Origin of the sequence: Xylanibacter brevis ATCC 19188 (assembly GCF_000621725.1) — a bacterium.
In the GTDB taxonomy this organism is placed as follows: Bacteria; Bacteroidota; Bacteroidia; order Bacteroidales; family Bacteroidaceae; genus Prevotella; species Prevotella brevis.
Genome location: NZ_JHXM01000004.1, coordinates 78,750 through 105,440, shown reverse-complemented (window position 1 = coordinate 105,440; position 26,691 = coordinate 78,750). Strand labels below are relative to the sequence as shown.

The window sequence follows — 26,691 nt, the reverse complement described above, 5'->3', positions numbered from 1 at the left end:
GCATACGCCTGGAGTACGGCTATTGGACTTCAGGCGGTGGATGGGCTGAAAACGTCAGAGTATCTGAACGGCTTGGCTCGCAGAAACATCGAGGGTGAAATCACCATCGATGAGGTGGAACAGTTGCTCAATAGTTATTACGAGAATAAAACGACTCGTGAAGCTGACGATGATGACAAACAGGAGGCTGACAAAGCCTCGAAGAACATCAAGCGCATACTCTCGGTAAAGACATGCGACTTCTCAACAAATGGCTACATATCCTTGCATCGCAGAATCTTCGAAGGCGTAATGAAGCACGTTGGTGAAATGCGAAAGTACGACATTACCAAGCGTGAGTGGGTATTGGAGGGTGACACCGTGAGCTACCTGAATTGGGAAGATCTACGCAGGGCTGTTGATTATGATATCCAGCAGGAACGTGATTTCAGTTATAAGGACATCAGTAATGATGAGTTAGTGGCTCATATTGCCAATTTCGTATCTGGACTTTGGCAGATTCATGCCTTCGGTGAAGGAAACACACGCACTACGGCCGTATTTACTATTCAGTATCTTCGTTCACTAGGCTTTAATGTGGAGAACGACTTGTTCGCTAAACATTCTTGGTACTTCCGTAATGCACTTGTGAGGGCAAACTACAAAAATGCCATAAAGGGTATCGACTATAGTCCTGTTTTTCTAGAACGTTTTTTTCGTAATCTACTGCTTGGAGAGCAGTGGGATCTGCGCAATCGTTATCTGCATATTAACCCGCCTGCAGAATGGAAAGAACAGCCAAACCTTGCTGTTCCTTCAAAACAACCGACAAGTACCCCGACAAGTACCCCGACAAGTACCCCGACAAGTACCCCGACAAGTTTTATTCACACCAATAATAAAAGTATTATTAGATTAGTGAAGGCTTTGGGGGAAGAGCAACTCTCCGTCAAAGTGATGATGGAAAGGATTGGCTTGAAAGATAGAGAAAACTTCCTTGACTACTCTCTTAATCCTTCTATGAACGAGGGCTATATCCGTATGCTATTTCCTGATTCGCCCCGTCACCCTCGCCAGAAATACCTGCTGACGGTAAAAGGACTGGCTCTTTACAATAGCATATGCCATGGGGACAGTTGATATATAGAAGGCTGATGGCTAAGGTCTGAAGGCTGAAAGTATTACGGTTTTACGGACTCACGAAATATAAAAATGGGTTAAAACGTTAAAGGAATATATAAAGTAAAATCCCGCATAACTACTTGAGTTATACGGGATTTCTTTAATTGTTTGTTGTTTGCTTATCAAACTTACTTGACTTCGTCGAATAAAGGCTGCGCCTCGGCTATGCTCATGCAAGCATGGCATTGCTCTCGGCTTGCACTTTACTTCACCTCCTCAAATCTAAACGCTATTGCGTATCAGATAGTTACAAACACACGTGAACGATAAGAGAATGTAAAAGTGGCTGTTAAGCCAAACAAATATAGAAATCCCAAGTAAGGACTATTTTACGTTTTTATCACTAACTATAGTTCTTATCTCCCAAGAACCACCTCTATCTCCACCATTACGAACAATTATACCTTCAGCTTTTAGACGGTCAATGTGTTTTTGAATGGCACTTGGAGATATGCCAAGAGTTTCTGAGAGAACTTTTCTCGTTATACTTGGGTTGTCTTTTATAAGTTGAAGAATAGTGTCAATCGTTTTACCAGTATCTTTCTGACCACTTTTCTGACCACTTTTCTGACCACCTACTTGATTATGTCAAATCTTTCCATTTTTCTTTCTTATTTACGTTTCTTGCCAAGCACCTTTTCTTCCAACTCCGGCAGATGCTCTAAGATATTCTCGTCAATCTTAATTGAGTATGTACCTGTTGTGTTATGGAGCGTCTTTTGTATCGTGCCCTTCTCGGTATTCTTGAACCAAGAATGGAACAGATTGACTACAAACATAGCGAGCACCTCGGAGTCTATGTTATATTGATGGCCGATGTTCCAAGCAAAGTTCTTTAGGTCGGTCTGCTTCAGTTTCTTCTTTTCAATCTTCACCGATACACAATTCACAATGCCATTGTATTGAACAAGCAGTTTAACAGCCTCCTCAATCTGGAAAAGCTCTTCATCGCTGAATCCGTGTGGAAGAAAAACGAGACGTGTGTATCTAAGGATTTTATCAAGTTTGTCCTTCTCTTGCTTTTCTTTCGCTTCTGCCATTTGGGTGCGGTCGATGTGCAGTTGTTGAATGAACGGAGCTAAATCTCGCTGTGCGTTTTTAAGAGTCTCCTCCAGTTCTGATATAATCTGTGGCTTCAAATCTTTTGAGGCTTCAGAAACCTTTGGCTCTTGTTGTACAGGCTGAGGAACCACATCACATTGTGGTGTTTCTACCGCAGGCTTTGTTTCCAGTTTCTTTTGAATGTCCTCCAGATGCTTTATGATACAAGCATCCATGTTCTCCTGGTCTGCTCGATTGTTCAACTCCTTTCTGTTGCTCTTGAAGTAAGCATAGAGACATTGTTTGATGCCATGAAGCAACAACACGAATACTGCATATCCACCTATAAATATCGGTATAGTGACAAGAAAACAAAGTAGTTCCTTGTCCTCGCCTATCAGTCGTTGAGCTATCTTGTAAGCGCCAACTATGTAGGTAATGATAATCAGCCCTAAGAATGACGTGCCAATATAGCGATGCACTCCTTTTGCAGATGGAACGGGAAAGATGTCTATCTCCATAATTACCAAGTCTTATATATACAGATTATTAGATGTCTAAACTGTCTTCTTTTAGCAAGAAATCAAAAAGACCTATTGTTAGTATGCCGTCTTCATTTCGACGTGGCATGATGTGGTCTTTCACAATGATAACCTTCTTGAAAGAATCATTGATGTTCGTCAGTGAACGAGACTCCTGTATCTCCTTTTCTCTGTCAGGTATAGACAATGCCGACTGCACGTAATATTTCTTGCTTCCAAGACTGGCGATGAAGTCCACTTCAAGTTGGATGCGCACCCACTTGCCATCCTTGTCTTGCTTCTTAATTTCCACCATTCCAACGTCCACACTATAACCACGTGTGATAAGTTCGTTGTAGATGATGTTTTCCATAATATGCGTCTCTTCCTGTTGGCGCATATCTAGGATGGCATTTCTCAAACCTATATCAGAGAAATAGTATTTGGTGAGCGTATTGATGTATTTCTTACCTTTTATATCGTAGCGTATGGCTTTGTTCAGCAGAAATGATTCCGTCAGATAGGTAAGGTAATTACCAATAGTCTTGTTCGTGATATTTACGTTCTTTACACTTTTGAAAGTGTTTGAAAGTTTTGTCGGATTGCATGGAGAGCCAATGGATGAAGCCATGATAAGCACCAGTTCACGCATTTCATTTTCGTTTTGTACTCTGTGCCTCTCAATGATGTCCGCTAGATAAACAGTTTCAAACAAGTTCTTCAGATAACCAATCTTCTTCTGTTCCGTTTCAAATGACTGAACAAGAGGCAAGCCTCCATAGGTGTAGTATTCGCGCCATGCGTCTTGCTTGTCGCCACCTACAGCAGAATAGAACTCAGAAAAAGATAAAGGGTTCACATGTATGGTCTCACCTCGGCCACGGAACTCTGTAGGAATATCTGACGACAGGAAGTGAGAGTTGCTGCCTGTCACGTATGTGTCGGCATTATCAATATGACGGAAGCTGTTCAAAACATCCACAAACTCATCCATCAATTGCACCTCGTCAATGATGATATAATAAAGGTCATTGTCCTTGATTCTGTCATGAACATAGTGGAGCATTGCATCTGGATTTCTCAGTTCCTTATTCAAACGGTCTTCAAGATCGATGCGAATAATGTGGTCTTCTGCTACTCCATTATCCAATAGATAGTGATAAAACAAAACATTCAGTAGATATGACTTACCACATCTACGGATTCCTGTAACGACTTTGATAAAGCCGTTCTGTCGGCTATCTATCAGTTGTTTGAGATACCTATCTCTTTTGATTTCCTTCATATTATTCCTAAATCCTGCCTCTGTTGGCACTTTTTGGTAATGCAAAGATAATAAGATTTGTTTAATCAACCAAATATTTGCAGCTAAAATGCGTCAATAGTGGCATTTTTTAGTCATATTTGTGGTTGGATACGCATAATTTTACTTGAAAAGTGAGCAATAAGTCCTCAAAAAATCGAATTATAGTTGCCAAAATCCATAAAAAAGCATAAATCCAGTTGATTTAAGAAAAAGTTTTGTTTTAAATTGTGAGAAAGTGAAATAAATTCACTACCTTTGTAGCATTAAACTGAGACATATGGAAGACGTAAATCGTATCAAGTTGGTGTTGGTTGAGAAGAAGCGAACCAACAAATGGTTATCTGAGCAGATGGGAGTAACACCTTCCACTGTCTCAAAATGGTGTACCAATTCTTCTCAGCCAGATCTTCCAAGTCTGTTGAAAATTGCAGACTTGCTTGAAGTTGATATTAGAGAATTGATAGTTCGCGAGTACAAATCTTATTTGCTTTCGCAAGAATCAAAGTAGAGAAATACAAAACAGGTACCATTTTTATAAAAATACCGATATGGCTGAACAATTTGAGGAGTTCGATGACTTCAAGCCGGCAAAGGAGGATGACGGCGTTAACGATACTGTAAAAAAGGTTATCGAAAAAGAGATGTCAGATCTTGAGGCTTTCAAGGCTGATAATGATGACATGATTTTCAGTTACGAAGAACCTAAGCAGGCTCTTACTGAAATGATGGTCGAGTATATCCAAAACGTTGGCGATGTCAACGAGGTAAACTATTGCAGCTTCAATACAGGAAACGGTGAAGCCATAGATGCTTGGGGCTATAGTGGCGATGAGGATATGATGTCTGTTGACCTCTTCCTTACCGTACTCGTTGACCCAGAAAAGAGTAATTCTTTACCTAAGTCGGAGATTGAACGACACTTCAAGTGGATGGAGAAGTTCTTCGAGCGTTCTCAGTCAGGCACTATGTTCTCGCGAATCACAGACAAACGTAGCGACCTCTATCAGATTGCTCAGCTGATAAATGATGCTGAGAAGGTTGATAGAGTCAGGATGTTCTTGATGACCAACGCCATCGTTCCTGCCAACCTTGAAATCGATGAGAAAGAGACAGAGGAAGGTACCATCATGGAGTATCACCTTTGGGATGTTAAGCGCATCAAGAAGCACGATGACATCCTGAGAGGCAAAGAAGCCGTTGTTGTGGATTTCGAGGATAAAGGATTTAATCCGCTTCCATGTATCAAGATGCCTGACGTTTCAGATCGCGTAGAGTGTTATTTGACTATCATTCCTGGTGAAACACTCTCGAAGATTTACAACCAATACCATCAGCACATTCTGGAGCAGAACGTCCGCACCTTCCTTCAGTTCAAGGGAGCAAGCAACAAAGGCATTCGTGATACTTTGATTGGTCACACACCAACTGCAGCTCAACGTGCCAAGGGTGACAAAAAGCGAGACCCAGAACCAGACATGTTTTTCTCATACAATAACGGAATCTCAACGACAGCCACAGATATTAATGTCGTAGATACTGAACAGGGTTCTGTAATCACCAAGATTACGGATTGGCAGATTGTGAACGGTGGTCAGACAACGGCAAGCATTAGTGCCGTAATGAAGATGAAGAACACCGACCCTGAAATGATTAAGCAGGTGTTTGTTGCCATGAAGGTGTCTGTCATCAAGGACAAAGAAACCAAGGAAGATCTTGTTCCTCGTATTTCTCAGTTTGCCAATACCCAGTCAGCCGTCAAGAAATCTGATTTCGGCATTAACGAGCCATTCCTTCAGGAGCTAGAACAACAGTCACGTCTTGTATGGGTGAAGAACTCCATGAACAAAGAAATCTCAAAGTGGTTCTTCGAACGTACTCGTGGACAATATATGGATAAGGCAAAGCATACTGCGAACGCAAAGGAAGAACGTGAGTATTATGCAGAATATCCAAAAAATCAGATGTTCGACAAAACGACCTTAGCAAAGTGTATAATGTCTTGGGAACAAGAGCCACATACTGTTTGTAAAGGAGGTGAAGCTTGTTATACCGCATTCTTTAAGAAGATGACTCAGTCAAAGGCTCGTTTTGACGAAAAAATGTTTATGCAAACCATTGGTAAATTGATTCTGTTCAAGACCATTGATGCTTATTATGGTAAAGACGGAATCAATCTTGCAGGTTATAAAGCGAATATGGTTGCATTTACAATGTCAGTATTGGCAAAAATAACGAACAAAGCAATTGACTTCGAATCTATTTGGAGAGAACAAAGTGTCATAACACCCTCTTTGTACAATGAATTGGGTGGTGATGTCACAACTATTTATGCAAAACTATTATCGGGAAATAAGAGTATTACATATAAAGTCAAGTCTACATATACTGCAGCAAGTGGCAGGAAGATGAATAAGTGGGAAGTTAAAAGCATAGCTGATTCTGAACTCGAAAAACTGAAAGACACAGTTCTTTACCGAGTAATGAAATTGGTCGTAGAAATTCAACCTTCTATTTGGAATCATCTTATGGATGTTGATGAAGGCACAAATATTAGCGTTAACACCAAACGTGCTTCATGCTGGTCAAATCTTTGTGCGAAAAATGTAGGAAGCGATATACAGATCCCTTCAAACATTCTAACGTCTGATGAGGACTATGAAATGACTCCTGCCATGTTACGTACGGCAGAAACCGCAAATAGTTACGACTACGAAACATGGCATGACATCAATATCTGGGGTAAAGAAACTGGATTAATTTCTCCTCGTGATACCGCTTTCATGGGTAGTATCTATTACTGGTGTAAACGAGGAAAAGAGTTGACTTACAAACAGGCTCGATATGCAATGAGAGTGCTCGAAATGGCACGTTCAAAAGGTTGGGAAGAATGATACGATATTCGGACATAGAAACAACAGACACCATCCTCTTTCCCTATCAGAAAGAGATGAAACATCTTGTCTTTTCCAAGTGGGACACCATGAATAACGTCATGGTACAAATGCCTACAGGAACAGGCAAGACGATTCTGTTTGCTTCTATCGTTCGTGACATTCGCAGTTGGATTATCAAGAACCGTAAGCATTCGCACATCCTTATTCTTGCTCATGTAAGGGAATTGATACAACAGGCGGCAGATAAACTTGCAAAACGTGGCATAGATAGCGGAATCATTATGAGCGGTCATCCTCAGCAACTAGAGAAGATTGTTCAAGTGGCATCTGTTCAAACCTTTATGTCTGCCCGAAACAAGGACAGGATGGCGATGGAACAGTTTGATTTCATCATCATCGATGAAGCTCATCATGCTATGGCTCCTCGCTACCAAGATCTTTGGGAAATGTTTCCCGAGAGTAAGAAGCTTGGAGTGACAGCAACACCCTGGAGAATGGATCACTCGGGATTTACCTCAATATTTGACGACATCATCATTTCACATCCTATCGAGTGGTTTGTCAAAGAAGGATATTTGAGCAATTACGACTATATTTCGATTGCTCCCAATTCTGAAATTCAGCACGAGATAAACTCCATTGACCGATTTGGCGTGGATGGAGACTACCTTGAAGAGGAACTCATCAACCGATTTGACAAGGATAGCATTAGAGCCAAGTTGTACGATGCCTACAACCAATTCTGCAAGGGTAAGAAGGGCATCATCTATGCCATCAACCGACAACATGCAGCTAACATACTCAACACATATCAGAGCCACGGCGTGAACATCGCTATGATAGACGGCACTACACCAAAGTCTCAGAGAGAAGAACTATTGGATGATTTCCGTGCAGGGTTATTAGAGGTGATAGTCAACGTCAATATCTTCTCTGAAGGTTTTGATTGCCCTGATATAGAGTTTATCCAGTTGGCTCGTCCTACCAAGTCTCTCGCCATGTTCTTGCAACAGATAGGCAGAGGACTCCGCACGTCAAAGGACAAGGACAAAGGGTTGATACTTGATAATGTTGGTCTCTACAACCGCTTTGGCACACCGATGGCAAATCGCAGGTGGCACTATCACTTCCTCGGCCATGAGACAGACCCTCTTGCCTATAACGACGGTACAGGGTTGACCAGGGACATCATCTTCGAAGAACGAGAATCAGACTATAGCGAAGGTGACGAGCAGATGACCTTGGTGGAACATGCCGAAGGAGGTCGCCAGATACGAAAGGCTGAATCAGAAGATGCTGGTCACGGCATAGGTGACTTCAATGTATTTAAGAAGCAAGGTAAATATGGCATCTGTAGTAGAAACAACAGAACCATCATACCTCCTGTTTACGAAGACATGCACCCCTATCACAAGGGGTATATACCCTTCAAACTCAATGGGAAATGGGGTGTTATGCTGAGCAATGGAGTTATCAAAGTCAAGCCGAAGTACTATTTGATAGGTGCTTTTGAGGATGGCAAAGCAGAGGTTAAGAATACTATTGATAGCGAAAGCTATTACATAAACGATAAACTAGAAAGGATATAATGGCAAAAAAGAAATATAAAGTATTGGATTTGTTCTGTGGTTGTGGTGGTATCAGCGAAGGATATTATCTCGCAGGCTTTAATATTGTTGGAGGTATAGATTTTAATGAACACGCTACCATAACATTTAAACATAATTTCAAAAATGCTAAGGTGCATAATATTGACATAACCACTTTTCCAAATGAACAGATTTTGGAAGAGTATGGTGATGTTGATGTTGTAGTTGGCGGGCCTCCATGTCAGGGCTTTAGTACTGCAAACAGACATCAGAAAGAAACAGATGACCCAAGAAACAAATTGTTTTTTGAGTACATCCGTTTCGTTCAGCAAATACATCCCAAACTCATTATGATTGAAAATGTCAGAGGTCTGTTGACAAGAGATGGTGGTTATGCCATTGATAGAATCAAGGATATTCTTGGGGCGGAGGAGTATAATATAACATACCGAGTTTTAGATGCTTCTGATTATGGTGTGCCACAAATTCGTAAGAGAGCTATTATTGTTGGAGTCAGAAAAGACTTCAAAGACGTTTCTTTCGACTTTGATAAATTGGTTAAGCATCCCAAAACAACAGTTGAAGATGCTATAGGTGAGTTATATGCATTCGAGCAAAGTCCAGATGGAACAAAAACAATTACAACTCCTGCAGAAACTCCATTGAGAAAGTATTTTAGAACGAAGGATAATACTATAACAGACCAAGACATTGTTTATCCAGCTCAAAAAGTTCAAGATAGAATCAAGCATGTACCACAGGGGGGAAACTGGCAGGATGTGCCAGAAGACTTGTGGCCAAATAATAGAAAAAATCGACATTCTTCGGCATACAAAAGACTTGATTCCAGTAGTCAATCTTGTACGATAGATACTGGTAACGCTCATAGTAATTATTTCCATCCTATATATAATAGAATACCCACAATCAGGGAATCTGCACGTTTACAATCATTTCCAGATAGTTTCGTATTTCAAGGTCCAAGAGGCAGCAAGTATAGGCAGGTCGGAAATGCAGTACCACCTTTGTTGGCAAAGGCAATAGCCGAAGAAATTAAAAGAATTTTAGACAATGAAGATAATTGATTTATTTTGCGGAATTGGCGGATTGAGCCTTGGTTTTGAGCAGGCAGGTTTTGAAGTGGTGTCTGCTGTTGATATGTGGGCAGATGCAGTCAAGACCTATAATCATAATAGAAAGGATAAGGTTGCTCAAGTAATATCGGTTGAGGATTTTAATAACGAGGTACTTCCTTCTTTGATAAAAGAACATAAGATCACAGGCATAATAGGAGGTCCTCCTTGTCAAGGCTTTAGTACTGTTGGTAAGAGAGAAATTGATGATCCTCGAAATAGAATGTATTTAGAGTTTTATAAAGCCGTCCAAATGGCATCGCCAGATTTCTTTGTTATAGAGAATGTTAAGGGAATGCTGACTTTAAACAAGGGTGCTTTTGTAAAGGATCTTCTTGAACGATTTGGTGAAAACGGATTAGGGTATACCATATCATATAAATTACTAAATGCAGCAGATTATGGTGTACCACAAAATCGTTATAGGGTTTTCTATGTAGGAATCAAAAACAAAAAGTTTGAATTTCCTGCACCCTTTGATTATCAATTAAGTGCCAAAGATGGAATTAGTGATTTGCTGCATTCTGATAACAATCATTATGGAAGTGAACCACAAAATGATTATCAGAAAAAAATGAGAGGTGACCAGACACATCCGATGAATCAGGATTATACGTCACATACAAAGCAAACCATCAATATTATAAGCATGATACCTGATGGAGGTAATATTAAAAGCCTTCCTCGTGAATATTGGGAGGTTAGGAAATATAATAAGGCTTTTGAACGTATGAGTAGTACTCGTCCATCCAATACAATTGATACAGGACACCGTAACTATTTTCATTATGAAGAGCCACGTATTCCAACACTTAGAGAATCTGCAAGAATTCAAAGTTTTCCGGATTCATTCGAAGTTTTAGGAACAAGAGGTAGTCAGTATAAGCAGGTAGGAAATGCTGTTCCTCCAATGCTTTCAAATGTAATTGCAGAACAAATTAAATCAATGTTGTCATGAAAATACCTTTGACAGTAGAAACCTATAAAGGTGTAGATGGAAGTAGTCTTTCTTCTACTCGTTGTTCTCAAATTGTTCGAGTATATGAAATGCTCGATGATTTTGGAGATGGACTTATAACATACGTCGGTATTCAAGAGTTAGCTGAAAGTCAAAAAATATTCGGCTCAACTGCTGCGAAGAGTGCTATTCGTACATTCTTTCCTCTTTTAAAGAAACTTGACTTCGTCAATTACGATGGTGAATTCCCTGCCAATAAATGCTTCACTGAATTGGGAACACAGTTCGTCCTTGTTTGTAGAGCGTTGGAAAACGTATCTGATGATATGAAGAAAAAGAATGAGGTTGTCGCTAAGCTCACTCATATAAAGCATAGTATTCAAAAGCAGGGATTGATAAATATGTATAACAATCCAGCTTATAAATCTCATAATATGTGGTTAGCTCTCAAACTACTTCAAAGGTTTAGAGTTATACATTGGAATGAATTCCTCTTTCTTTTACATTGTAAAGAGGTAGGAAAGTCGACAGAGGAAGCCCTAGACGAAATATCAAGGCTTAAGGATCAAATTGAAGAATATGAATTTATTAATGAGAAAGAAGAACCACTTCCAAACACTTGCTATTCATATATAAGAAGTTTTCTTATAGAAGCAGGTCTCATTGAAAGTTTGAATTCTTCTATTTCCACTGTAACCGAAGAGGCTGATGAATTTTTTCACGCAATAAAACTATAATAATCATGGGCTATTACGATAAAAGCATATTAAGCGACATAGAACAGTTAGGTAAGATTTTAACCAAAGAAGATTTACCAGAGAATGGAAAGCTTCCTAAACTTCCATTACAGCAAATCGTTTATGGTGCGCCAGGAACAGGAAAGTCCTTCGGAGTTGACGAGGATGTGATAAAGTATGCGATGCACGACATACGTACAACTTTCCATCCTGATAGTGACTACTCCACTTTTGTGGGAGCATACAAACCACAGATGGAGAAAGTGACGGTACGTGATGACCGTGGTTTCCCTGTAAAAGAGAATGGCCAGATTGTTTATGAAAAGAAAATTGTATATAAGTACACCCAACAGGCTTTTCTGAAGGCGTACATTGCTGCATGGAAAGACTTGGAGAATCCTCATGTGCTGATCATCGAGGAGATAAACCGTGGTAACTGTGCTCAGATATTCGGTGATTTGTTCCAGTTGCTTGACCGCAATGACATAGGTTTCTCTAAATATCCTATTACAGCAGATACTGACATTATGCGGGTGTTGAATGAGGAGTTCGATGGATTGCAAGTCGCCAACGTTGAAGCAATCAACGCCCATTATAAGGACGATGTGGTGACTGACGTGCTGAACGGGTCTCGCCTGTTGCTCCCTAACAATCTCTACATCTGGGCAACCATGAACACAAGCGACCAAAGCCTTTTCCCGATTGATTCTGCATTCAAACGTAGATGGGAATGGAAATATGTTCCTATCAGCGATGCTGGCAAGGAGTGGAAGATATGTGTGAACGGTACAGAATACGACTGGTGGTCGTTTGTAGAGAATATCAATAATAAAATATGGGACGCAACACACTCGGAAGATAAGAAATTGGGATACTTCTTCTGTAAGGCTGACCGCAAGGTGAATGAGGATGATGTAGAGAACAACGTTATCTCTGCTGACCGATTCGTCGGCAAGGTGCTCTTCTATGTATATAATGATGTGTTCAAAGATTACGGCTTTGACGATGCCATCTTCAAGGATAAGGAAGATGGCAATAGCGATTTGTCGTTCCAATGCTTCTTCAAAGCAAATGGCAAACCTAACGAGGAGAAGATTGAGGTGTTCTTGAAGAATCTTGAAGTTAAGTTGGCTTCGGAAGTTGAAGATGCTTCAATAAACGAAGAAGTGGTTCCAGAAGGTTCACAAGAAGAGTCAAGTGATATTAATACACTGAGTAGTGACATCGAAACTGAAGGAAACGACACGACAAAGTACTCCTTTGATGGTAAGGAAAACCTTGGGAAGGGACAGTTGGCTATCTCTATAATAGAGAAATACATGCAAGAACATCCCAACCTTTCATATGAGGAGTTGAAAGATATTTTCCCAGATTCAATGATGGGCAATTCTTTGAGACTGATAGGTCTGATCGTCAAAGAAGATGATGTAAAGAACGCTCCATATAGTTACCAAAAGAAAGCATATGGTTACTTCAAACCAGAACGAAGGTACAAAGACGTAAATGGTGTGGATTTCTTTGTCAGCAATTATTGGAACATTACAAACATACAAAATATTATTGACTTTGCTAAACAACAAGGTTGGATAATTGAGTCTAAGTAACAAGTTACTATACGCATTTTGATTGTAGAATATCAATTTAGCATAGCAGATGGACAAGGAAAACAAGCTGATACTCTATAAGGATGAAGAGGGCAAAGTGAACGTGAATGTGCGCTTTGCTGACGAGGATGTGTGGCTGACAAGAGAGAATCTTGCTGAGATTTATGCGACCACCCCTCAGAACATTAGCCTTCATGTCGGCAACATATACCAAGACAAAGAATTGAGTGAAGAGGGAACTCGAAAGAAATTCTTTCTAGTTCGTCAAGAGGGCAAACGACAGGTGAATAGGGAGATTGACCACTACAATCTTGACATGATTATCGCCCTTGGTTACCGTGTTCAGTCGCCTATTGCTGTGCGCTTCCGTCGCTGGGCTACTCAGCGATTGCATGAGTATATCCAAAAGGGCTTCACGTTGGATGATGAGCGGTTAAAGCAAGGTGGAAACCGCTACTTTAAGGAATTGCTACAACGCATTCGCGACATCCGCAGCAGCGAACGAAATTTCTATCAGCAGGTAACTGACATTTACGCCACATCAACCGATTATGATCCACGGGCTAAGATGACAAAGTTGTTCTTCGCTACGGTGCAGAACAAGATGCACTATGCAGTGCATGAGCATACGGCAGCGGAGCTTATCTATGAACGTGTAGATAATGAGAAGCCTTTCGTTGGTATGACTAACTTCAAGGGTAACTATGTGACTCGCGACGATGTAAAAATCGCAAAAAACTACCTATCGGAGTTAGAATTGCAGAGGCTGAACCTACTTACATCCCAATTCCTTGACTATGCTGAATTCCAGGCATTGGAGCAGAATCCAATGACCATGGCCGACTGGATAGCTGCTCTTGATGACCAGATACTCCGACTGCGGAAGAACATTCTGGAAGGCAACGGGACGGTTTCTCACCAAGAAGCCATTGAGAAGGCTGAGCGAGAGTTCGAAATCTACCGTGAACGAGAAATGCGGCAGTTAGAGAGCGACTTCGATAAGGCCGTGAAGCGGTTGAGGAATAAAAAGGACAAAGACGACGAGAAAACAGAAGCATGAGAATACTTATCGAAGAATATCAGTACACATTAACTGACGAACTCCGTCAGCATGACTTAAAGTGCATCCTAAAGGAATTAGGTGGCTTTGAGAATGTTGAGGGAAAGATCAGTGTCAACTATGTTGGGTACTACTATAGTGCCGAACTAAAGGATTGTGTATTTATTCTGCCAAAGGTGCTCATAACGATTGGTGAGAACAAGAAGGAACTGGCATTCGGTGAACATCGACCAGAGGACATTATCAATATCGATAAGGATTCCCCTTTGAGCGAAGAACAAAGGCGCTTCATTTACGAGTTTGCTGTATGGATTTATCGTGCTATAGATGTTTATAGGGCAAAGAACAAGAAGTCTGGCATCATCTATTACAAGCATATTGCCGAGATGAGCAAAGGCAGACGGAGGGTGAGCAACACTTTCCTGGATGTACTTCTTTCGCTCCTCCAGTTCAACAAGGATAATCAGAATTTCTTCTTTTTCACTCTGAAGAACCAGCACTCAGGATTGAATAAGATTAACTGGACAAAGACCATTTCGAAGAGCCAAGCCTTTGTGCAGGATGAAGCTCCTGTATATTTGAATCCTGTGAACAAAAGACGGCAGATAAACTTTGACGAGGAGCTGCTGGTGATATTTTTCAGTATTCTGAACTACATAAATGACAAGTATGGTTTTTCAGCAGAGATAAACATCAACTTTCCCCTGATACCCAAGGCACAATTTGAGAACTACATAAGAGGTATGGGCAAGGTACGCCTACATCAAATCAAATACAAGTACTTCTCAGACAAAGCCATCCAACTCTGGGATCTATGCTACGCCTTCTTCGACCGTTCGCACCAGATTAATATTTCAAGCGAATTGCAGGACTATCTGCTTGCCAAGGACTTCAATATTGTCTTCGAAGCAATGATTGATGAACTGGTGGGTGACAAGATTCCTCAGAAAGACAGACGTTTGCGTGAGCTGAAGGAACAACCTGATGGTAAAATGGTGGATCACATCTATCAATGGCAGAACCTAACGAATAATGAGGATGAGGACAAGACCATTTATTATATTGGTGATTCAAAATACTACAAGCGTGGAAATGCCATCGGCAAGGAAAGTGTGTATAAGCAATTTACTTATGCCAGAAATGTCATACAATGGAATCTAGACCTCTTCAATGATGGCACAGATGAAGAGAAACAGGGACATGTGATGCTTCGCGATGATGTGACGGAGGGCTACAATGTGATTCCGAACTTCTTTATTAGTGCTCAACAGAACACGCTAAAGAAAGAAGACGACATCCACCTAACCGACAAGAAGGAGAAATACTTCTTCTCCCGTCAGTTCGAAAATCGCCTTTTCGACCGTGATACGTTCCTTATTGCTCATTACGATGTGAACTTCCTCTTTATTGTTGCGCTCTATGGCAGAAACAACACCAGCGAAAAGGAAAGTTGGAAGAAGAGGGTAAGAGGTATGTTCAGGAACGAGATTCAAGAAATGTTGAAGAAAAAGTTCCTCTTCTATGCCCTTACACCACATGAGAACGTGAATGCTGACGAATACATCCGTGAGAACTTCCAGTTGCTGCTAGGTAAGGTGTTTAAACCATTTGAGGATGTAGATACCCAACAGTATTTCTCTCTTGCACTTCGTAATCCTGATGTACTCGACAAGCCAGAGGAACAGGAACTGAAGAAGCAGATAGAAACTGAGAATGAAGGAATACGCCAGATTATTGACCAGTATTTCTATCGTGCAGAATGTGAACTTGGAACAAATCCTTCGACTTTGTCATCATTGCCAAGGGTGGTCCCATCTCCAGTTGAGTACATACCCAATGAGTTTAGAACGAAGTACTTCTTCGAAGCATACATGAATAGTAATTTCCTTGTGGGTTGCTACAAGAGTACTGATCACTTGAACTGGATTTTTGGTAGGACTGGGAAACGAGATAATATGTATAATATCCGTATCGGCAAGGAGCGTGATGGTAGTATCTCGAAGTATAAAGCAAAGAAAGCACCAGACTTTCTTTTCCTATACAATGTGGATGAACCAACAACGGAAGGCTTGATGATGTTCAAGATACATAATGCCGCTGATACACCCTACGAGTTCATGAAGAAGACCAATTATCCAGGGCTAGTGGAAGGCAGAAACTATGTGAGCTACATACTTGAGCAGGATCCTATCACCTTTGGCGACATTGATATTGTCCAGTTACTCAATGATTACAAAACATCGCATCAAGATTATAAGAAAGGTGAACCAATCTACATGCTTGGGCGAGACCTTAAACAATATAGAAAATAACGAGATAGATTATGAACGTATTAGAATGTAACTGTTCGTGGCACTTTGCCAAACAACAGGAAGCCAGTCAAGATGTGGGGCCGAATAATGCTGCCGCAGAACACTTCACGGCAACACCTTATCCGTCATTGATACGTGAATCCATACAGAATTCACTTGATGTTGTGCTAGACAAGTCTCAACCATTGAGAATGAAGTTTGAGTTTGGCAAGTTGCGTACTAAGACATTCGAATCATTCTATGAATTACGTTCACATATTGCAGGTGTTATATCTCTATACAAGGATAAAGCGAAACCTCAGTATGAGGATATGCTGAATTGCTTTGACCTGTTGTATAATGGTCAGCGTGTGGTAGAATATATCAAAGTATCTGATTACAACACCAAAGGAATGGATTATAAGCCAAACGACTCTCCATTCCATGCCTTTGTTCGTGCCGTAGGTTTAACTGTCAAGGAGGAGGAGAGTTCTGGCGGTTCTTTTGGTTTCGGTAAAGCTGCCTATTTCCTCATGTCGCCAATCCATACCGTATTGGTATCAACCATGACGGAAGAAGGCAAAACTTACTTTGAAGGTGCAGCAAGTCTATGTACTCACCTGTTCAAAGACGAAAGCGGACAGATGGTAAAATACCAACATTATGGCTATTACGACAACCAGGATGGTAAGCAACCAGCAAGTCTTCCAACTGACATACCCACCAAGTTCAGACGTGAGGAGGTTGGAACTGATATTTATATTATGGGTGTTGATGGCTCAACTGAAAAGCAATATGAGGCATACGATGAAATGATCAAGGCGGCTTTGCGCCATTTCTGGTTGGCTTTCATGCACAACAAACTTGAAGTTGAAATTGGTGACACACTTATCAATGCTGACACACTGGATGAATTGATGAGAGCACACTTCCCAGAAATGATTGACAGATACAAATCGGGAGAAAACTATAATCCAAGGCCTTACTATGAGACTGTCAAGAATGCCAATAGTAGCAAGGAGTTTATCCAAATAGACAGAGTTTTGCCTTTGCTCGGTCAAGTAAGTCTGTTTGTTTGGAAGAATAAGGATGCGCGTGATGGTATCATTCACATGCGAAAACAGAGAATGTTCATCTATAGATCTCGTTTCTATTCAAGCAGCTATGGCTATTTCGGTGTGTTCCTTTGTACAGATAGTTACGGAAACAAATTGCTGAAGAGTATTGAAGACCCTTCACATAGGAAATGGGAACCTCGAAGAAATAGGCAGCAGGGAAAACAGATTGCCGATGAATTGCAAGCATTTATAGATGAAAGCTTGCGTGAAATTTTTGTATCGTCGGAATCTGGACCTTTGGGCGTTACAGGTCTTGAAGATTATCTATTCGTACCCGAAGAGTTGGTTGGCTCTAATCGAGACGATGTCGAAGATAATCCCTTCTTTGGCGAACCAAGTGAAGAAGAGCAGGAAGAAGGCACTTCGCCCATCTCCATCATTGCTCCACCAGAACCAACATTTAACACCCCGAATAAGGAATCTGTCGGTAAGGTTGTCACCATTACTGGCAATCAAGGTGGAGAAAGGATGTCGGGAGGTGAGCTCGGTGGGCATAAACGAAGAGAAGGAAAAAAGAAAAAGAAAGGCTCTGGCGGAAGTCCAGACATAACAGGGTTTACACCAACAGAGGATGACAATGTCGGCGAGTTCAAACGCAACCTTCCTGTCCGCTATCGAGTAATGGCTGAGAGCAGAAATGGTCGAATGATACATTCCATAGTTATCCATACAGACTTTGATGTTGACCGTGGCGAGATAGAAATCATTGTGGGTGGCGAAGAATATGATGAGTCCATCGACATCGTAAAATCATCAATGGGTGAAATCGCTGGTAACACAGTAACAAATCTACATCTAAAAGCACAAAGCAAGAATGTCGTCGAGCTGGAATTTGCTGACAACATGAAGCACGCTATAAAATTGACCGCTTATGAATTTAAATAATATCACATTCCCCTATCCAGTATTGGGTAGCTTTGATGATATCTTACCAGCTCCTTCAGAACCAGAGGTTGAGATACACCAAGACAAAAAGGACTATCACTTTGTTGTCAAATTAGGATATGAGAACAAGGAAATAGAGAAACTTGTTGAACAGGATTATGCCGACTATGTCTGTGAGGTGAGTTGTGACATGACAAGATACAGGAGGTGTTTTAAGGGCAAGTTGCTCCATTTTCAAATAGACATACCTCGTAAGAGTGTGGCAGGAAGAATCAATTTCTCATGCACAATAACTCTCAAGAAAGGATTGGCAAATTACACCAATGAAGGTTTCCATCCTGATTATAGCGGTCATTCCTTTGATATGGATGCTGGTGATTTGTTGGGTATTTTGGGACAATTCTATTACTATGCGGACATCAAGTATGATAAGTTGAAGGCTGTCGGGACTTTTATGGAAATAAATGAAACAGAAGACCCACTGCCGTCAACCATACTCGACAAAGATAAAATTGAGCTTCGTTTGCCTACTGCATTGTATCGACAATACAAGGACAATCCTGCCGTAAATAGTAAAGCAGACATACTACATGCCTCTATTGTTCTCAATTCGTTGATGTATGCACTATGTAGAATTGAAAGGCATTATAATAGGAAATGGGCAGAAACAATTTTCTATCGGATTGATACAGAACCAGAACTTGCAGAGTTTATGGATCAAGAGCCAGAGGATTGGCGCGTAGATAAATTGGCACAATTGCTTTTGGGCAAACCATATGAACGATTGTTTAACTACCTTGCCAACAAGGAACAGAACCAGGAATGATATGGCACTACAGAAGATATTGACGCAAAGTTACATAGAAAGTGTTTTTGAAGAAGTAGACCGAGGCGAAGGCTTGGACAGATTTCTTCAAGAGTCGTTCCCTTATGAGGAAGACAAGCTACTTGTAACACCTCAGGTCAAAGAACCTGTTGGATTACTCGAACGCATGGTTCCGACCACTGAGGGAGATTTTCTCTCTGCTATTGCATTATACGATGCTTACAAATCGCTAAAGCCATTACAAGCAATAAACGCTCAGTTTTGGGAGTCACTGGCTCTGACGGATTTGTTTCCTTATATGCAGAAGCGATGGAATCTTGCAGAAGCGAAAGATTTGAGGAAAAGTATTCTCAATCACTTTACCTTCAAGGCTCATGGTATGATGCGACATGGACTTGCAGGTCTGTGGTGGTTGGTTCACCTCTCTATAGATGAGCAGCGAGATAATAAATATGAACTAACCGAGTTCCTTTTCAAGAATTACACTTTGCGTATTGTGCGTTTTGGTGTTGGTAAGGTTATACAACACAAGGAAGCTGCAATTGGCATTCTACAATACATCAAAGATAACGAAGCAAGCATTCCTAGTCTTGAAAATGTAGCGAACGGTCTTACCTCATACTTCAATAAGCTGGGAGCAGTAAAGCAACTTACCTTCCTGGATAGAGATTTCTTTTATAACGAAATGGCTAAACATATCGAGGAGTTTAAGGTTGCTACTTCTCATTACGAAAACAACGATGAAATAGATGAATAGTCTTAAGGATTATATAGAAGTTTTTACACATCTGCATACTGCAAAAGTGAAAGGTCATAAAGCTCCACACAAAGCTATCCTGTTGCTTTCAATCATCGATTTGATTGAGAGTGAGGTTATTCGTTATCCACAGATAGAATTAACAGATGAGCTGATAGATAAATTCAATTGTATCTGGAAAAGATACTTGGGTGAATCTTCCATTTTTACGCCAGATATTACGAAACCATATTTCCACATGCAGCATGAACCATTTTGGAAACTCGTGGAGAAGTATGACATCGATGCAATGCTTGTCGCTGAGGATGAACCCTGGAGCAAGGGAAAACTGGAAAAGAAAAATCTTCCATCAGGAAGTTATTCAGTCAAGTCTATGCGTAATGCTTTTGAGTTTGCCGAGATTGATGGTGTACTCTTCCAAATACTTCAAAATGCAGATGCCAGGGCTATGCTAAGAGTTGTTTTGATTAATGAGTATCTTACAAATCAGCCGACTAAAACGATGCCAAATATCACTTCGTTGATAATGGCATTACCATTCATCGCACTCGTTGCATAATAATAAACAAAAGAATAAAACGTTATAAATATATGGCACTTACAATAGAAGAACTGAAGGAACTGATACAAGCTGACGAGCATCGTCAGATGGAGTTGAAAAAGACCACGGGTGAACTGAAGGATGGCATGCATTCTGCTTGTGCCTTCTTGAACACAGAAGGTGGGTGGCTCATCTTCGGTGTCGCTCCCAAATCATTGAAGATTCAGGGCCAGCAGGTTACTGACAATACCCAACGGGAGATTGCCCAGGCTCTGAGTTACATGGAGCCACAGGTTGATGTCCGAGTTGAGTATATCGATGTTCCTGATCGCCCAGACAACAAAGTAATTGCCATGCACTTTGATGGCTGGGCATGGGGCATGGCGCCTTATACTTATCATGGTTGTCCTTACTACAAGGTGGAGAGTACAACGAAGGAGATGCCACGCGACATGTATGAAGAGCGGTTACGTAGAAGTAAGCCAGACATGTTCGCATGGGAAAGACAACCATCGGAGTTTACGGATATCAGTTCATTGGACGAGAAACTGATACGTGGTGTTGTGCGCCTTGGTGTGGAAAGAGGTCGGTTGTCAGATTTGGCTCTAACAGAACCCATTGAGGATGTGTTAGGAAAATGGAAGTTGACGACAGGTAACAAACCTCTAAACGCTGCCACCGCACTCTTTACAAAAGATACAGGTATGTACACGCAGTTCACTATGCGCCTGGCTCGTTTCCAAGGAACTGATAAGAATGAGTTTATCGACAACCAACGAGTGGAGGGAAATATTTTCGTACTGCTCAATGAGGCTATGAACTTCTTCCGCAAGCACCTGAACATGCATGGTAAAATAGTCGGGCTCGTTCGTGATGAATATCTGGAGGTCCCTGCTGAAGCTCTGCGTGAAGTGGTATTGAATGCACTTTGCCATCGTCAATACGAACGATATAATCTGACCATAGGTATTGCCATCTATGATGATCGTATCGAAATTGAGAATCCAGGCATTCTGCCACCACAGATTACACCAGAGAATATTCTTCTGCCACATATTTCATATCCATACAATCCTCTTATAGCTAATGTGCTATATAGTACAACTTATATTGAGAACTGGGGCTCGGGTGTAAAACGCATTATGGAGGCTTGCCAAAAGAGAGGGGTTGCTGCACCAACATGGACTGTCAATGGCGGCTTTGTTGTGGTGACATTTAAGAGACCTGCAAAGGGTGTTACCCAAGATGGCACTCAAGTTGATACCCAAGATGGCACTCAAGTTGATACCCAAGATGATACTCAAGTTGATACCCAAGATGATACTCAAGGCGGTAATCTTGATAAATGGATAGAAACTCAAATCAGACAGAATCCTCGAATCACTACGGAGGAACTGGCTAGAAAGAGTAATAAAGGAATCGCCACTATCAAACGCCACCTTGCCAAAATGCCACATATTCGTTATGTAGGTAGTGGCTATAGCGGTCACTGGGAAGTACTTGACAAAGAATAAAACCACCGTCGCGATTTGCGACGGTGGTTCCAACGATTTGCTACAATCAATAAAATGCAACTCGTGAAAATGTGGGACGTTGTCTCACATTTTTTTATCTGTTCTATACAAAATACGTTTAGTACTTCAACCACTGACGGAGTAACTGCAAAAGACACCAGAATGAATACAGAGAGGTGACATACGAGATGCCGATCAACCACCAGAACACCTTTGATGACAGGTACACTCCTTTACCTGACTTTATGAATGATCGCATTTCTTCATTCTGATTACGAAGTTCTTGTATCATCAGTCTCCTATGGCTGGCAAGAAGTGTGGTCTCTGCCTTGATCAACTCCTCTCTTGCTGATTTGATGGCATTCTGGCATTCATCGGTCATTTCAACCTTTAAGACTGTCGCCTCGGCACGGGTAACGGCACGACAGAATGCGAAAACAGCCATATCCATGCTATCGGTGGCAGCTTTCATCGCAATCACCATATCTGTTCCGTCTTTGCAAGCCTTCTCAACTTTTTGAATGCTATCGTGCAAGTCGTTTATGGCTTGCTTAAGAAGTTGAAGTTCATTGTCAAGGTTAGCCTTTTGTTCCTTGACCTCTTCCTGTTTGTCGATTTCTTCGACAAGATTACTATACTTGGACATATCTCTAATGTATTTAACGGTGTGGACCTTTATATTTTCTAATAGGTTTGCATAGCCAGTTGGCATGTTGGGCGCAGCGTCGTGCCCTCTCACGCTCATTTTCATCATCGTCTTTTCCCCAGTTTGATGACGTAGAGCCACCGCCACCACAAGATTCAGAAATAGCTGCGGCAGCATCGACGTAGTTCATGAACAGCAGCATAGCCACATTCAAGACGTTTTCAAATGGCACAGATCCGTCAGGTGATTCAATGGCCTCCTTCATAGCCGTGTATGCTTCCATAGGCATTGTGATGGAATAATTCTTATCACCAACAGACAATATCTTCATGAATACAGATGGCATTTCTGGTTTGGATTGCGCGACGCTCTGACGTGCAGAATTGTGTTCTGTGAACGACTTTCGTTCTGTAGTCTGAGTGGTGCCAATAGTATAACCCGGCTTGTCAACACTTGGAGCTACAGGATGAAGCTTCTTCCATGTGGCTTCAAGTTTAGGAACGGTCAAGTTACGACCTTTGCCCAGCGTGGAAGATTTGAAACGGGAGTTACCACGAAGTATGGTATATCCATGTAATACTCCTTGCTTGTCACGTTGCTCATGGACTTTGTAACCACGACTTTCAAGCCCGTGCTTATAAGTGTCCCAGTCATAACTCGCCATTCCACGGAGTATGTTGTAACAAACTTCCGTTATCTCCTTCTCGTGTGCCTTGTGAATATCCTCGGGCAACTCCCATCCACGTTCAACGTTGATGGTATGGGCAGCCTTGACTGCACTATCGCCAATAAAGGAGTCGTTCATCAGGTTCCCATCAAGGTCAATGCGATTGATGAGGATATGAAGATGAGGGATACCAGACTTCGCATCAAAGTGAAGACATGCGAAAATCTGTGCTCTGTCCAGATTGAACTTGCCTTTTCCTCGTTTCTTTCCCTCCTTGGCTTGGACTTCTTTCTTGAACTCTTCAAGAAACCGAATCGCATAGTCATACCAGTCATTGAGTGTCCATCCCTTTGTTTCTTCAAGGGATGGGGAAACTTCCATCCGAAGGGTCGGCTTGGTGACAGGCTTTCGTCTGAATTTCGGTTCATACTTCTGGTGGATAGTTTCCATTGCTCCCCACATGGCGAGAGGAGTAAGCCCATCGCCAAGGTTACGTGTCAGCACTATGTCTGCACGATTATGTTTGGTGGCATAGTTCGTCATGGCAGAACCATGCGATATAGACCTTGCTTTTGCTATCATACCATTATCTTTTGAACATTCCTTCTATTTCAACTAACCTGCGGATAAGGCTGTTTACACCCTCAATCCATTGGCGCATGAACTGCTCGTTGCGGAAGTATTTCTTACGCTGCTCCTGGGTAGTGCCATGAAGGGCATTTTTAATTAGGACCAGCTCGCCTCGAGCTGCTTTCAGCGACATTAAAGCATCTGCCTCCTTGTCGCTCATCATCACCTTTGGCTCCTGTCCCAAAGAGGTGTCGTGGATATACTGGCTTTTCTTCAGCCCACAGGCCGAAGCCATCTCTATAATTTTCCGGTTCTCGTCGGGCATATAGCACACGGTGATACGTGGATTACGCCCTTTGGGTTCTATTGTCTTTTTCATTTGTAGATGGGTTTTATAGTTAAGTTATAATTGGGATTGGTCAACCCGATGCGAGCCTGCGAGTATTGCAAGAGGTCAAACAGTCTGGCAAGTAGCGAAGTGGATTGTCGGACATTGACACTTCTTGTTTAGAGAGTACGAAAATTCAGACTCCTTTAGGTGGCATTTCCTTTCCCTATCGTTATCTCAATTAGAATGGCTGGTTGCTTTGATGCTGAGTCTCGACAGCCAGCCATTCTCCGTTAGCAATTAGGGATTCACGACAACTCCTTTGATGCTCTCGTAAGTATTCTCATTTTCGTCTTTTTTGAGAGAGAATGCCTTGAGTGTAACCATAGGGAAATGAAGAGTAATCAAGCTGTCGTAACGAGCGATAGCCTCAGAAATTTGCTTCTTAGTCATCATCTCAAAGCAAAGTTCATCAAGAGGTGTGTTGCAATTAGTCCCCTTATGCACCACGTCATCAGTAGAGACGAAACTTGTGATGCATGGCTCGATAGCGAATTCATTCTCGGAGAGTGAATACTTTATCAATCCGTTCTGCTCCAGGTCGTACATGATGTGGAGCACATCCTTGGGAGCAACCTCCCAACGCTCTGCGAGTTCGTAAAGATGGAAGAAAGCTGTAGGCCCATACATGAGTTGGGGATCTGTATCGTCTTCATCCATAGAAAACGATGCTGTGAGATGGGACATGATGTCCATGAAGAACTTGGCGTTAATGCCGTTCATGAGGAAACTGAATTCCTTCTGTGACAATTTGAGTGTCACGGTCTTGATGTTTGAGATCATAATTTTACAAGATTTAAAAAGTTTGTGAATTAGTTAATTATTGCGGTATGTACCGTTTTTGAATACAATTTTCTCCACCATCTCGTTGAGACGGTCTGCGATGCGGTCATCGTAGTGCTCACGGATTTGCTGTGGAGTGAGGTTAGTGGTGATGATGGTGAAAAGCTGCTCTTCGTAGCGCTTTGTCAGCAGGTCAATGACTGGAGTATAGACATTGCCATAATCCATCACCTCTGAAGGCTCTGTGCCAAGGTCATCGATACCAAGCATATCCACGCTGATGAGTTTGCGATATGCCTCATAGTTGTTCTTGCACAGGTATGCAATGTACTTGGCATCCACTATCTGGATTCCGTATGTGCCATCGTTGAATGATTTCGGAATACGCAGATTGTTAAGCAACTGTTGGAATGCTTTGAGCATAGTGCTCTTGCCATTACCGCAACCACCGCATAGTAGCATACCGAATTTGGGTGATGACGAGGTAAGCCAATGAGCTATCTCATGAAGTTGATTCTCCATATCCTCGCTAGTACAGAAGCTACGGTGGCGATATTCCACCTCAGCCATCATTGCAGCTAACAGATAGGCATACGCCTCGTCTTCAGACATGGGCAACTTAAAACGAGCCTTCATAGGGCGACGCTGTAGTAGAGATTTCTTTAATGCCTCTACGTCGATTGTGAGTTTCTTTTCCATTGCTTAAAATTGTGACAGAATCCTTTTTATTAAAATTATCTTTCTCTTTATCTTTTAAAGGGGTAAAGTCTGCCGTCAATCCATCCGTCAACTCTACCGTCAAGTTATCCGTCCAAATTAGTAGTGAATATTTGGACGGTACATGGCATGATTTGCCTTCAGTAAAAGAGATAAGTCCACGCTTGGCAAGATTCTTACGAGCGGTGCAAAGTGTCTGTTTGGACATGTGAAGCATCTCGCAGATCCGTACCGTAGAGCATGGCACTGGCATGTTCCAGCGGTGTTGGTTGCACTCGTTCACTATGAAAGCGTAGAGTGCAACCTCGCTGGTGGACATGTACTCCATAGCTGAAGCACGCCAGAACTGATTCATGTAATCAATGTACGTCATATTACATTCCTCGTCTCATAGAGCTGTTTGCTACGTATGCACGCGCTTCATCGTAGATGTCATTGACAGACTTACGAGAGGTCTGCATTAACCAGTTGTCAATTTCCGATTTACGGAAAATGATACTCTTACCATTCTTATGATAAGGAATGGTGCGATTACTTGTCCAACCGTAAACAGTCTGTTCGGCAGGATGGTTAGGGAGGTAATTGCATAGGTCTTGCAGAGAGAACCAGGCATCAGCCTCTACATTGTTGTTTGACTGCAGAGCGTCGAACTTATGTTCAAGCGTCTCCAACTTCTTGAGGATGGTAGCCACCATTTGTGGCATTGCATCGAATGAAAGAACATCATTATTCATTATAGAATTGTGTTAAAGTTGGCTGCAGCGATATGCTACAGTCACTCTCTTTGGTAAGAAAGCGACTGCAAAAGTATCGTTAAATGCAATGGTGATTTCGGCATGATTCTGTCCACCATCAGTCCATCATTTTTATATCCGCCTAATCTGTATAACTCGCTGATAGTCAGATGTAATAAGTAGTCAAATAAATGAAAAATATTTTTATGGTGATTTCGTGGTGATTTGAATCACCATCAAATCATCATTT

At 41.6% G+C, this 26,691-nt stretch carries 25 protein-coding genes; 15 read left to right on the top strand and 10 right to left on the bottom strand.

The features are described 5' to 3' along the window. The first annotated feature begins 36 nt into the window (after positions 1 to 36). Positions 37 to 1,119, top strand: a complete 1,083-nt coding sequence (locus T433_RS0103345) for a Fic family protein (RefSeq protein ID WP_248616470.1) — start codon at positions 37 to 39, stop codon at positions 1,117 to 1,119. A gap of 366 nt (positions 1,120 to 1,485) precedes the next feature. On the opposite strand, the gene T433_RS16130 is transcribed toward T433_RS0103345, so the two are convergent. From T433_RS16130 to T433_RS0103335, 3 genes are all read right to left on the bottom strand, one after another. Then, the gene (locus T433_RS16130) at positions 1,486 to 1,677 is read right to left on the bottom strand and encodes a winged helix-turn-helix domain-containing protein (protein WP_282706086.1); all 192 of its coding nucleotides are present in this window, start codon (positions 1,675 to 1,677) and stop codon (positions 1,486 to 1,488) included. Positions 1,678 to 1,772: 95 nt separating this feature from the next. Beyond that, a complete protein-coding gene (locus tag T433_RS0103340) occupies positions 1,773 to 2,723 on the bottom strand; it encodes a hypothetical protein (protein ID WP_027454845.1) in 951 nt (316 codons plus the stop codon). 28 nt (positions 2,724 to 2,751) lie between these two features. Further along, complete coding sequence (locus T433_RS0103335; RefSeq protein WP_027454844.1) at positions 2,752 to 4,008, bottom strand: ATP-binding protein; 1,257 nt, start codon at positions 4,006 to 4,008, stop codon at positions 2,752 to 2,754. 298 nt (positions 4,009 to 4,306) lie between these two features. Between T433_RS0103335 and T433_RS0103330 the strand changes: the two genes are divergently transcribed. The 14 genes from T433_RS0103330 to T433_RS14485 are packed head-to-tail and all read left to right on the top strand — an operon-like array spanning position 4,307 to position 21,936. Next, positions 4,307 to 4,537: a helix-turn-helix transcriptional regulator gene (locus tag T433_RS0103330; RefSeq protein WP_009347059.1), complete on the top strand. Its 231-nt coding sequence runs from the start codon at positions 4,307 to 4,309 to the stop codon at positions 4,535 to 4,537. A gap of 40 nt (positions 4,538 to 4,577) precedes the next feature. Beyond that, positions 4,578 to 6,920, top strand: a complete 2,343-nt coding sequence (locus T433_RS0103325) for an AIPR family protein (RefSeq protein WP_027454842.1) — start codon at positions 4,578 to 4,580, stop codon at positions 6,918 to 6,920. Then, positions 6,917 to 8,512: a DEAD/DEAH box helicase family protein gene (locus T433_RS14500; RefSeq protein ID WP_155808321.1), complete on the top strand. Its 1,596-nt coding sequence runs from the start codon at positions 6,917 to 6,919 to the stop codon at positions 8,510 to 8,512. The genes T433_RS0103325 and T433_RS14500 overlap by 4 nt, the downstream gene beginning before the upstream one ends. After that, positions 8,512 to 9,597 carry a DNA cytosine methyltransferase gene (locus T433_RS0103315; protein WP_027454841.1) on the top strand — a complete coding sequence of 362 codons (1,086 nt, stop codon included), beginning with the start codon at positions 8,512 to 8,514 and terminating at the stop codon, positions 9,595 to 9,597. The genes T433_RS14500 and T433_RS0103315 overlap by 1 nt, the downstream gene beginning before the upstream one ends. Beyond that, the gene (locus tag T433_RS0103310) at positions 9,584 to 10,603 is read left to right on the top strand and encodes a DNA cytosine methyltransferase (RefSeq protein ID WP_027454840.1); all 1,020 of its coding nucleotides are present in this window, start codon (positions 9,584 to 9,586) and stop codon (positions 10,601 to 10,603) included. Before T433_RS0103315 ends, T433_RS0103310 begins: the two co-directional genes overlap by 14 nt. 8 nt (positions 10,604 to 10,611) lie before the next feature. Then, the gene (locus T433_RS0103305; protein WP_155808319.1) at positions 10,612 to 11,340 is read left to right on the top strand and encodes a hypothetical protein; all 729 of its coding nucleotides are present in this window, start codon (positions 10,612 to 10,614) and stop codon (positions 11,338 to 11,340) included. A gap of 5 nt (positions 11,341 to 11,345) precedes the next feature. Next, positions 11,346 to 12,944 (top strand): AAA family ATPase, encoded by a 1,599-nt coding sequence (locus T433_RS15790; RefSeq protein WP_081778341.1) that lies wholly within the window; start codon positions 11,346 to 11,348, stop codon positions 12,942 to 12,944. 49 nt (positions 12,945 to 12,993) lie between these two features. Next, on the top strand, positions 12,994 to 14,004 hold the full coding sequence (locus T433_RS0103295) for a virulence RhuM family protein (RefSeq protein WP_027454838.1): 1,011 nt from the start codon (positions 12,994 to 12,996) through the stop codon (positions 14,002 to 14,004). Beyond that, positions 14,001 to 16,316, top strand: a complete 2,316-nt coding sequence (locus tag T433_RS0103290) for an LlaJI family restriction endonuclease (protein WP_027454837.1) — start codon at positions 14,001 to 14,003, stop codon at positions 16,314 to 16,316. The genes T433_RS0103295 and T433_RS0103290 overlap by 4 nt, the downstream gene beginning before the upstream one ends. 11 nt (positions 16,317 to 16,327) lie before the next feature. Next, positions 16,328 to 18,298 (top strand): hypothetical protein, encoded by a 1,971-nt coding sequence (locus T433_RS0103285; protein ID WP_155808317.1) that lies wholly within the window; start codon positions 16,328 to 16,330, stop codon positions 18,296 to 18,298. After that, positions 18,285 to 19,124: a hypothetical protein gene (locus T433_RS0103280; RefSeq protein ID WP_027454835.1), complete on the top strand. Its 840-nt coding sequence runs from the start codon at positions 18,285 to 18,287 to the stop codon at positions 19,122 to 19,124. Before T433_RS0103285 ends, T433_RS0103280 begins: the two co-directional genes overlap by 14 nt. 1 nt (position 19,125) lies before the next feature. Further along, the gene (locus T433_RS0103275; protein WP_027454834.1) at positions 19,126 to 19,881 is read left to right on the top strand and encodes a DUF6339 family protein; all 756 of its coding nucleotides are present in this window, start codon (positions 19,126 to 19,128) and stop codon (positions 19,879 to 19,881) included. Then, on the top strand, positions 19,874 to 20,440 hold the full coding sequence (locus T433_RS14490) for a hypothetical protein (protein WP_027454833.1): 567 nt from the start codon (positions 19,874 to 19,876) through the stop codon (positions 20,438 to 20,440). Before T433_RS0103275 ends, T433_RS14490 begins: the two co-directional genes overlap by 8 nt. 32 nt (positions 20,441 to 20,472) lie before the next feature. After that, complete coding sequence (locus T433_RS14485; protein WP_052356967.1) at positions 20,473 to 21,936, top strand: ATP-binding protein; 1,464 nt, start codon at positions 20,473 to 20,475, stop codon at positions 21,934 to 21,936. 118 nt (positions 21,937 to 22,054) lie between these two features. On the opposite strand, the gene T433_RS0103260 is transcribed toward T433_RS14485, so the two are convergent. The 7 genes from T433_RS0103260 to T433_RS0103230 form a co-directional block, all read right to left on the bottom strand. Further along, positions 22,055 to 22,582, bottom strand: a complete 528-nt coding sequence (locus tag T433_RS0103260; RefSeq protein ID WP_027454832.1) for a hypothetical protein — start codon at positions 22,580 to 22,582, stop codon at positions 22,055 to 22,057. A 13-nt stretch (positions 22,583 to 22,595) separates the two neighbouring features. Further along, a complete protein-coding gene (locus T433_RS0103255; protein ID WP_345938756.1) occupies positions 22,596 to 23,630 on the bottom strand; it encodes a relaxase/mobilization nuclease domain-containing protein in 1,035 nt (344 codons plus the stop codon). A gap of 205 nt (positions 23,631 to 23,835) precedes the next feature. Next, the gene (locus tag T433_RS14480) at positions 23,836 to 24,198 is read right to left on the bottom strand and encodes a plasmid mobilization protein (RefSeq protein ID WP_044109139.1); all 363 of its coding nucleotides are present in this window, start codon (positions 24,196 to 24,198) and stop codon (positions 23,836 to 23,838) included. Positions 24,199 to 24,447: 249 nt separating this feature from the next. Continuing rightward, a complete protein-coding gene (locus T433_RS0103245; protein WP_027454830.1) occupies positions 24,448 to 24,990 on the bottom strand; it encodes a hypothetical protein in 543 nt (180 codons plus the stop codon). A gap of 33 nt (positions 24,991 to 25,023) precedes the next feature. Then, complete coding sequence (locus T433_RS0103240) at positions 25,024 to 25,689, bottom strand: P-loop NTPase family protein (protein WP_248616469.1); 666 nt, start codon at positions 25,687 to 25,689, stop codon at positions 25,024 to 25,026. Next, a complete protein-coding gene (locus T433_RS16720) occupies positions 25,610 to 26,080 on the bottom strand; it encodes a MarR family transcriptional regulator (RefSeq protein ID WP_027454828.1) in 471 nt (156 codons plus the stop codon). Before T433_RS16720 ends, T433_RS0103240 begins: the two co-directional genes overlap by 80 nt. Before the next feature lies 1 nt (position 26,081). Continuing rightward, positions 26,082 to 26,441 carry a helix-turn-helix domain-containing protein gene (locus tag T433_RS0103230; RefSeq protein ID WP_027454827.1) on the bottom strand — a complete coding sequence of 120 codons (360 nt, stop codon included), beginning with the start codon at positions 26,439 to 26,441 and terminating at the stop codon, positions 26,082 to 26,084. Positions 26,442 to 26,691 lie beyond the last annotated feature (250 nt).

Coding starts and splice junctions, on each gene's coding strand:
- T433_RS0103310 (WP_027454840.1), top strand. CDS start 9,584: ATGAAGATAATTGATTTATTTTGCGGAATTGGCGGATTGAGCCTTGGT.
- T433_RS14500 (WP_155808321.1), top strand. CDS start 6,917: ATGATACGATATTCGGACATAGAAACAACAGACACCATCCTCTTTCCC.
- T433_RS0103260 (WP_027454832.1), bottom strand. CDS start 22,582: ATGTCCAAGTATAGTAATCTTGTCGAAGAAATCGACAAACAGGAAGAG.
- T433_RS0103245 (WP_027454830.1), bottom strand. CDS start 24,990: ATGATCTCAAACATCAAGACCGTGACACTCAAATTGTCACAGAAGGAA.
- T433_RS0103275 (WP_027454834.1), top strand. CDS start 19,126: ATGGCACTACAGAAGATATTGACGCAAAGTTACATAGAAAGTGTTTTT.
- T433_RS0103280 (WP_027454835.1), top strand. CDS start 18,285: ATGAATTTAAATAATATCACATTCCCCTATCCAGTATTGGGTAGCTTT.
- T433_RS0103295 (WP_027454838.1), top strand. CDS start 12,994: ATGGACAAGGAAAACAAGCTGATACTCTATAAGGATGAAGAGGGCAAA.
- T433_RS0103290 (WP_027454837.1), top strand. CDS start 14,001: ATGAGAATACTTATCGAAGAATATCAGTACACATTAACTGACGAACTC.
- T433_RS0103315 (WP_027454841.1), top strand. CDS start 8,512: ATGGCAAAAAAGAAATATAAAGTATTGGATTTGTTCTGTGGTTGTGGT.
- T433_RS16720 (WP_027454828.1), bottom strand. CDS start 26,080: ATGACGTACATTGATTACATGAATCAGTTCTGGCGTGCTTCAGCTATG.
- T433_RS0103325 (WP_027454842.1), top strand. CDS start 4,578: ATGGCTGAACAATTTGAGGAGTTCGATGACTTCAAGCCGGCAAAGGAG.
- T433_RS14490 (WP_027454833.1), top strand. CDS start 19,874: ATGAATAGTCTTAAGGATTATATAGAAGTTTTTACACATCTGCATACT.
- T433_RS14485 (WP_052356967.1), top strand. CDS start 20,473: ATGGCACTTACAATAGAAGAACTGAAGGAACTGATACAAGCTGACGAG.
- T433_RS0103240 (WP_248616469.1), bottom strand. CDS start 25,689: ATGGAAAAGAAACTCACAATCGACGTAGAGGCATTAAAGAAATCTCTA.
- T433_RS0103335 (WP_027454844.1), bottom strand. CDS start 4,008: ATGAAGGAAATCAAAAGAGATAGGTATCTCAAACAACTGATAGATAGC.
- T433_RS0103255 (WP_345938756.1), bottom strand. CDS start 23,630: ATGGAAGTTTCCCCATCCCTTGAAGAAACAAAGGGATGGACACTCAAT.
- T433_RS14480 (WP_044109139.1), bottom strand. CDS start 24,198: ATGAAAAAGACAATAGAACCCAAAGGGCGTAATCCACGTATCACCGTG.
- T433_RS15790 (WP_081778341.1), top strand. CDS start 11,346: ATGGGCTATTACGATAAAAGCATATTAAGCGACATAGAACAGTTAGGT.
- T433_RS0103330 (WP_009347059.1), top strand. CDS start 4,307: ATGGAAGACGTAAATCGTATCAAGTTGGTGTTGGTTGAGAAGAAGCGA.
- T433_RS0103340 (WP_027454845.1), bottom strand. CDS start 2,723: ATGGAGATAGACATCTTTCCCGTTCCATCTGCAAAAGGAGTGCATCGC.
- T433_RS0103230 (WP_027454827.1), bottom strand. CDS start 26,441: ATGAATAATGATGTTCTTTCATTCGATGCAATGCCACAAATGGTGGCT.
- T433_RS0103285 (WP_155808317.1), top strand. CDS start 16,328: ATGAACGTATTAGAATGTAACTGTTCGTGGCACTTTGCCAAACAACAG.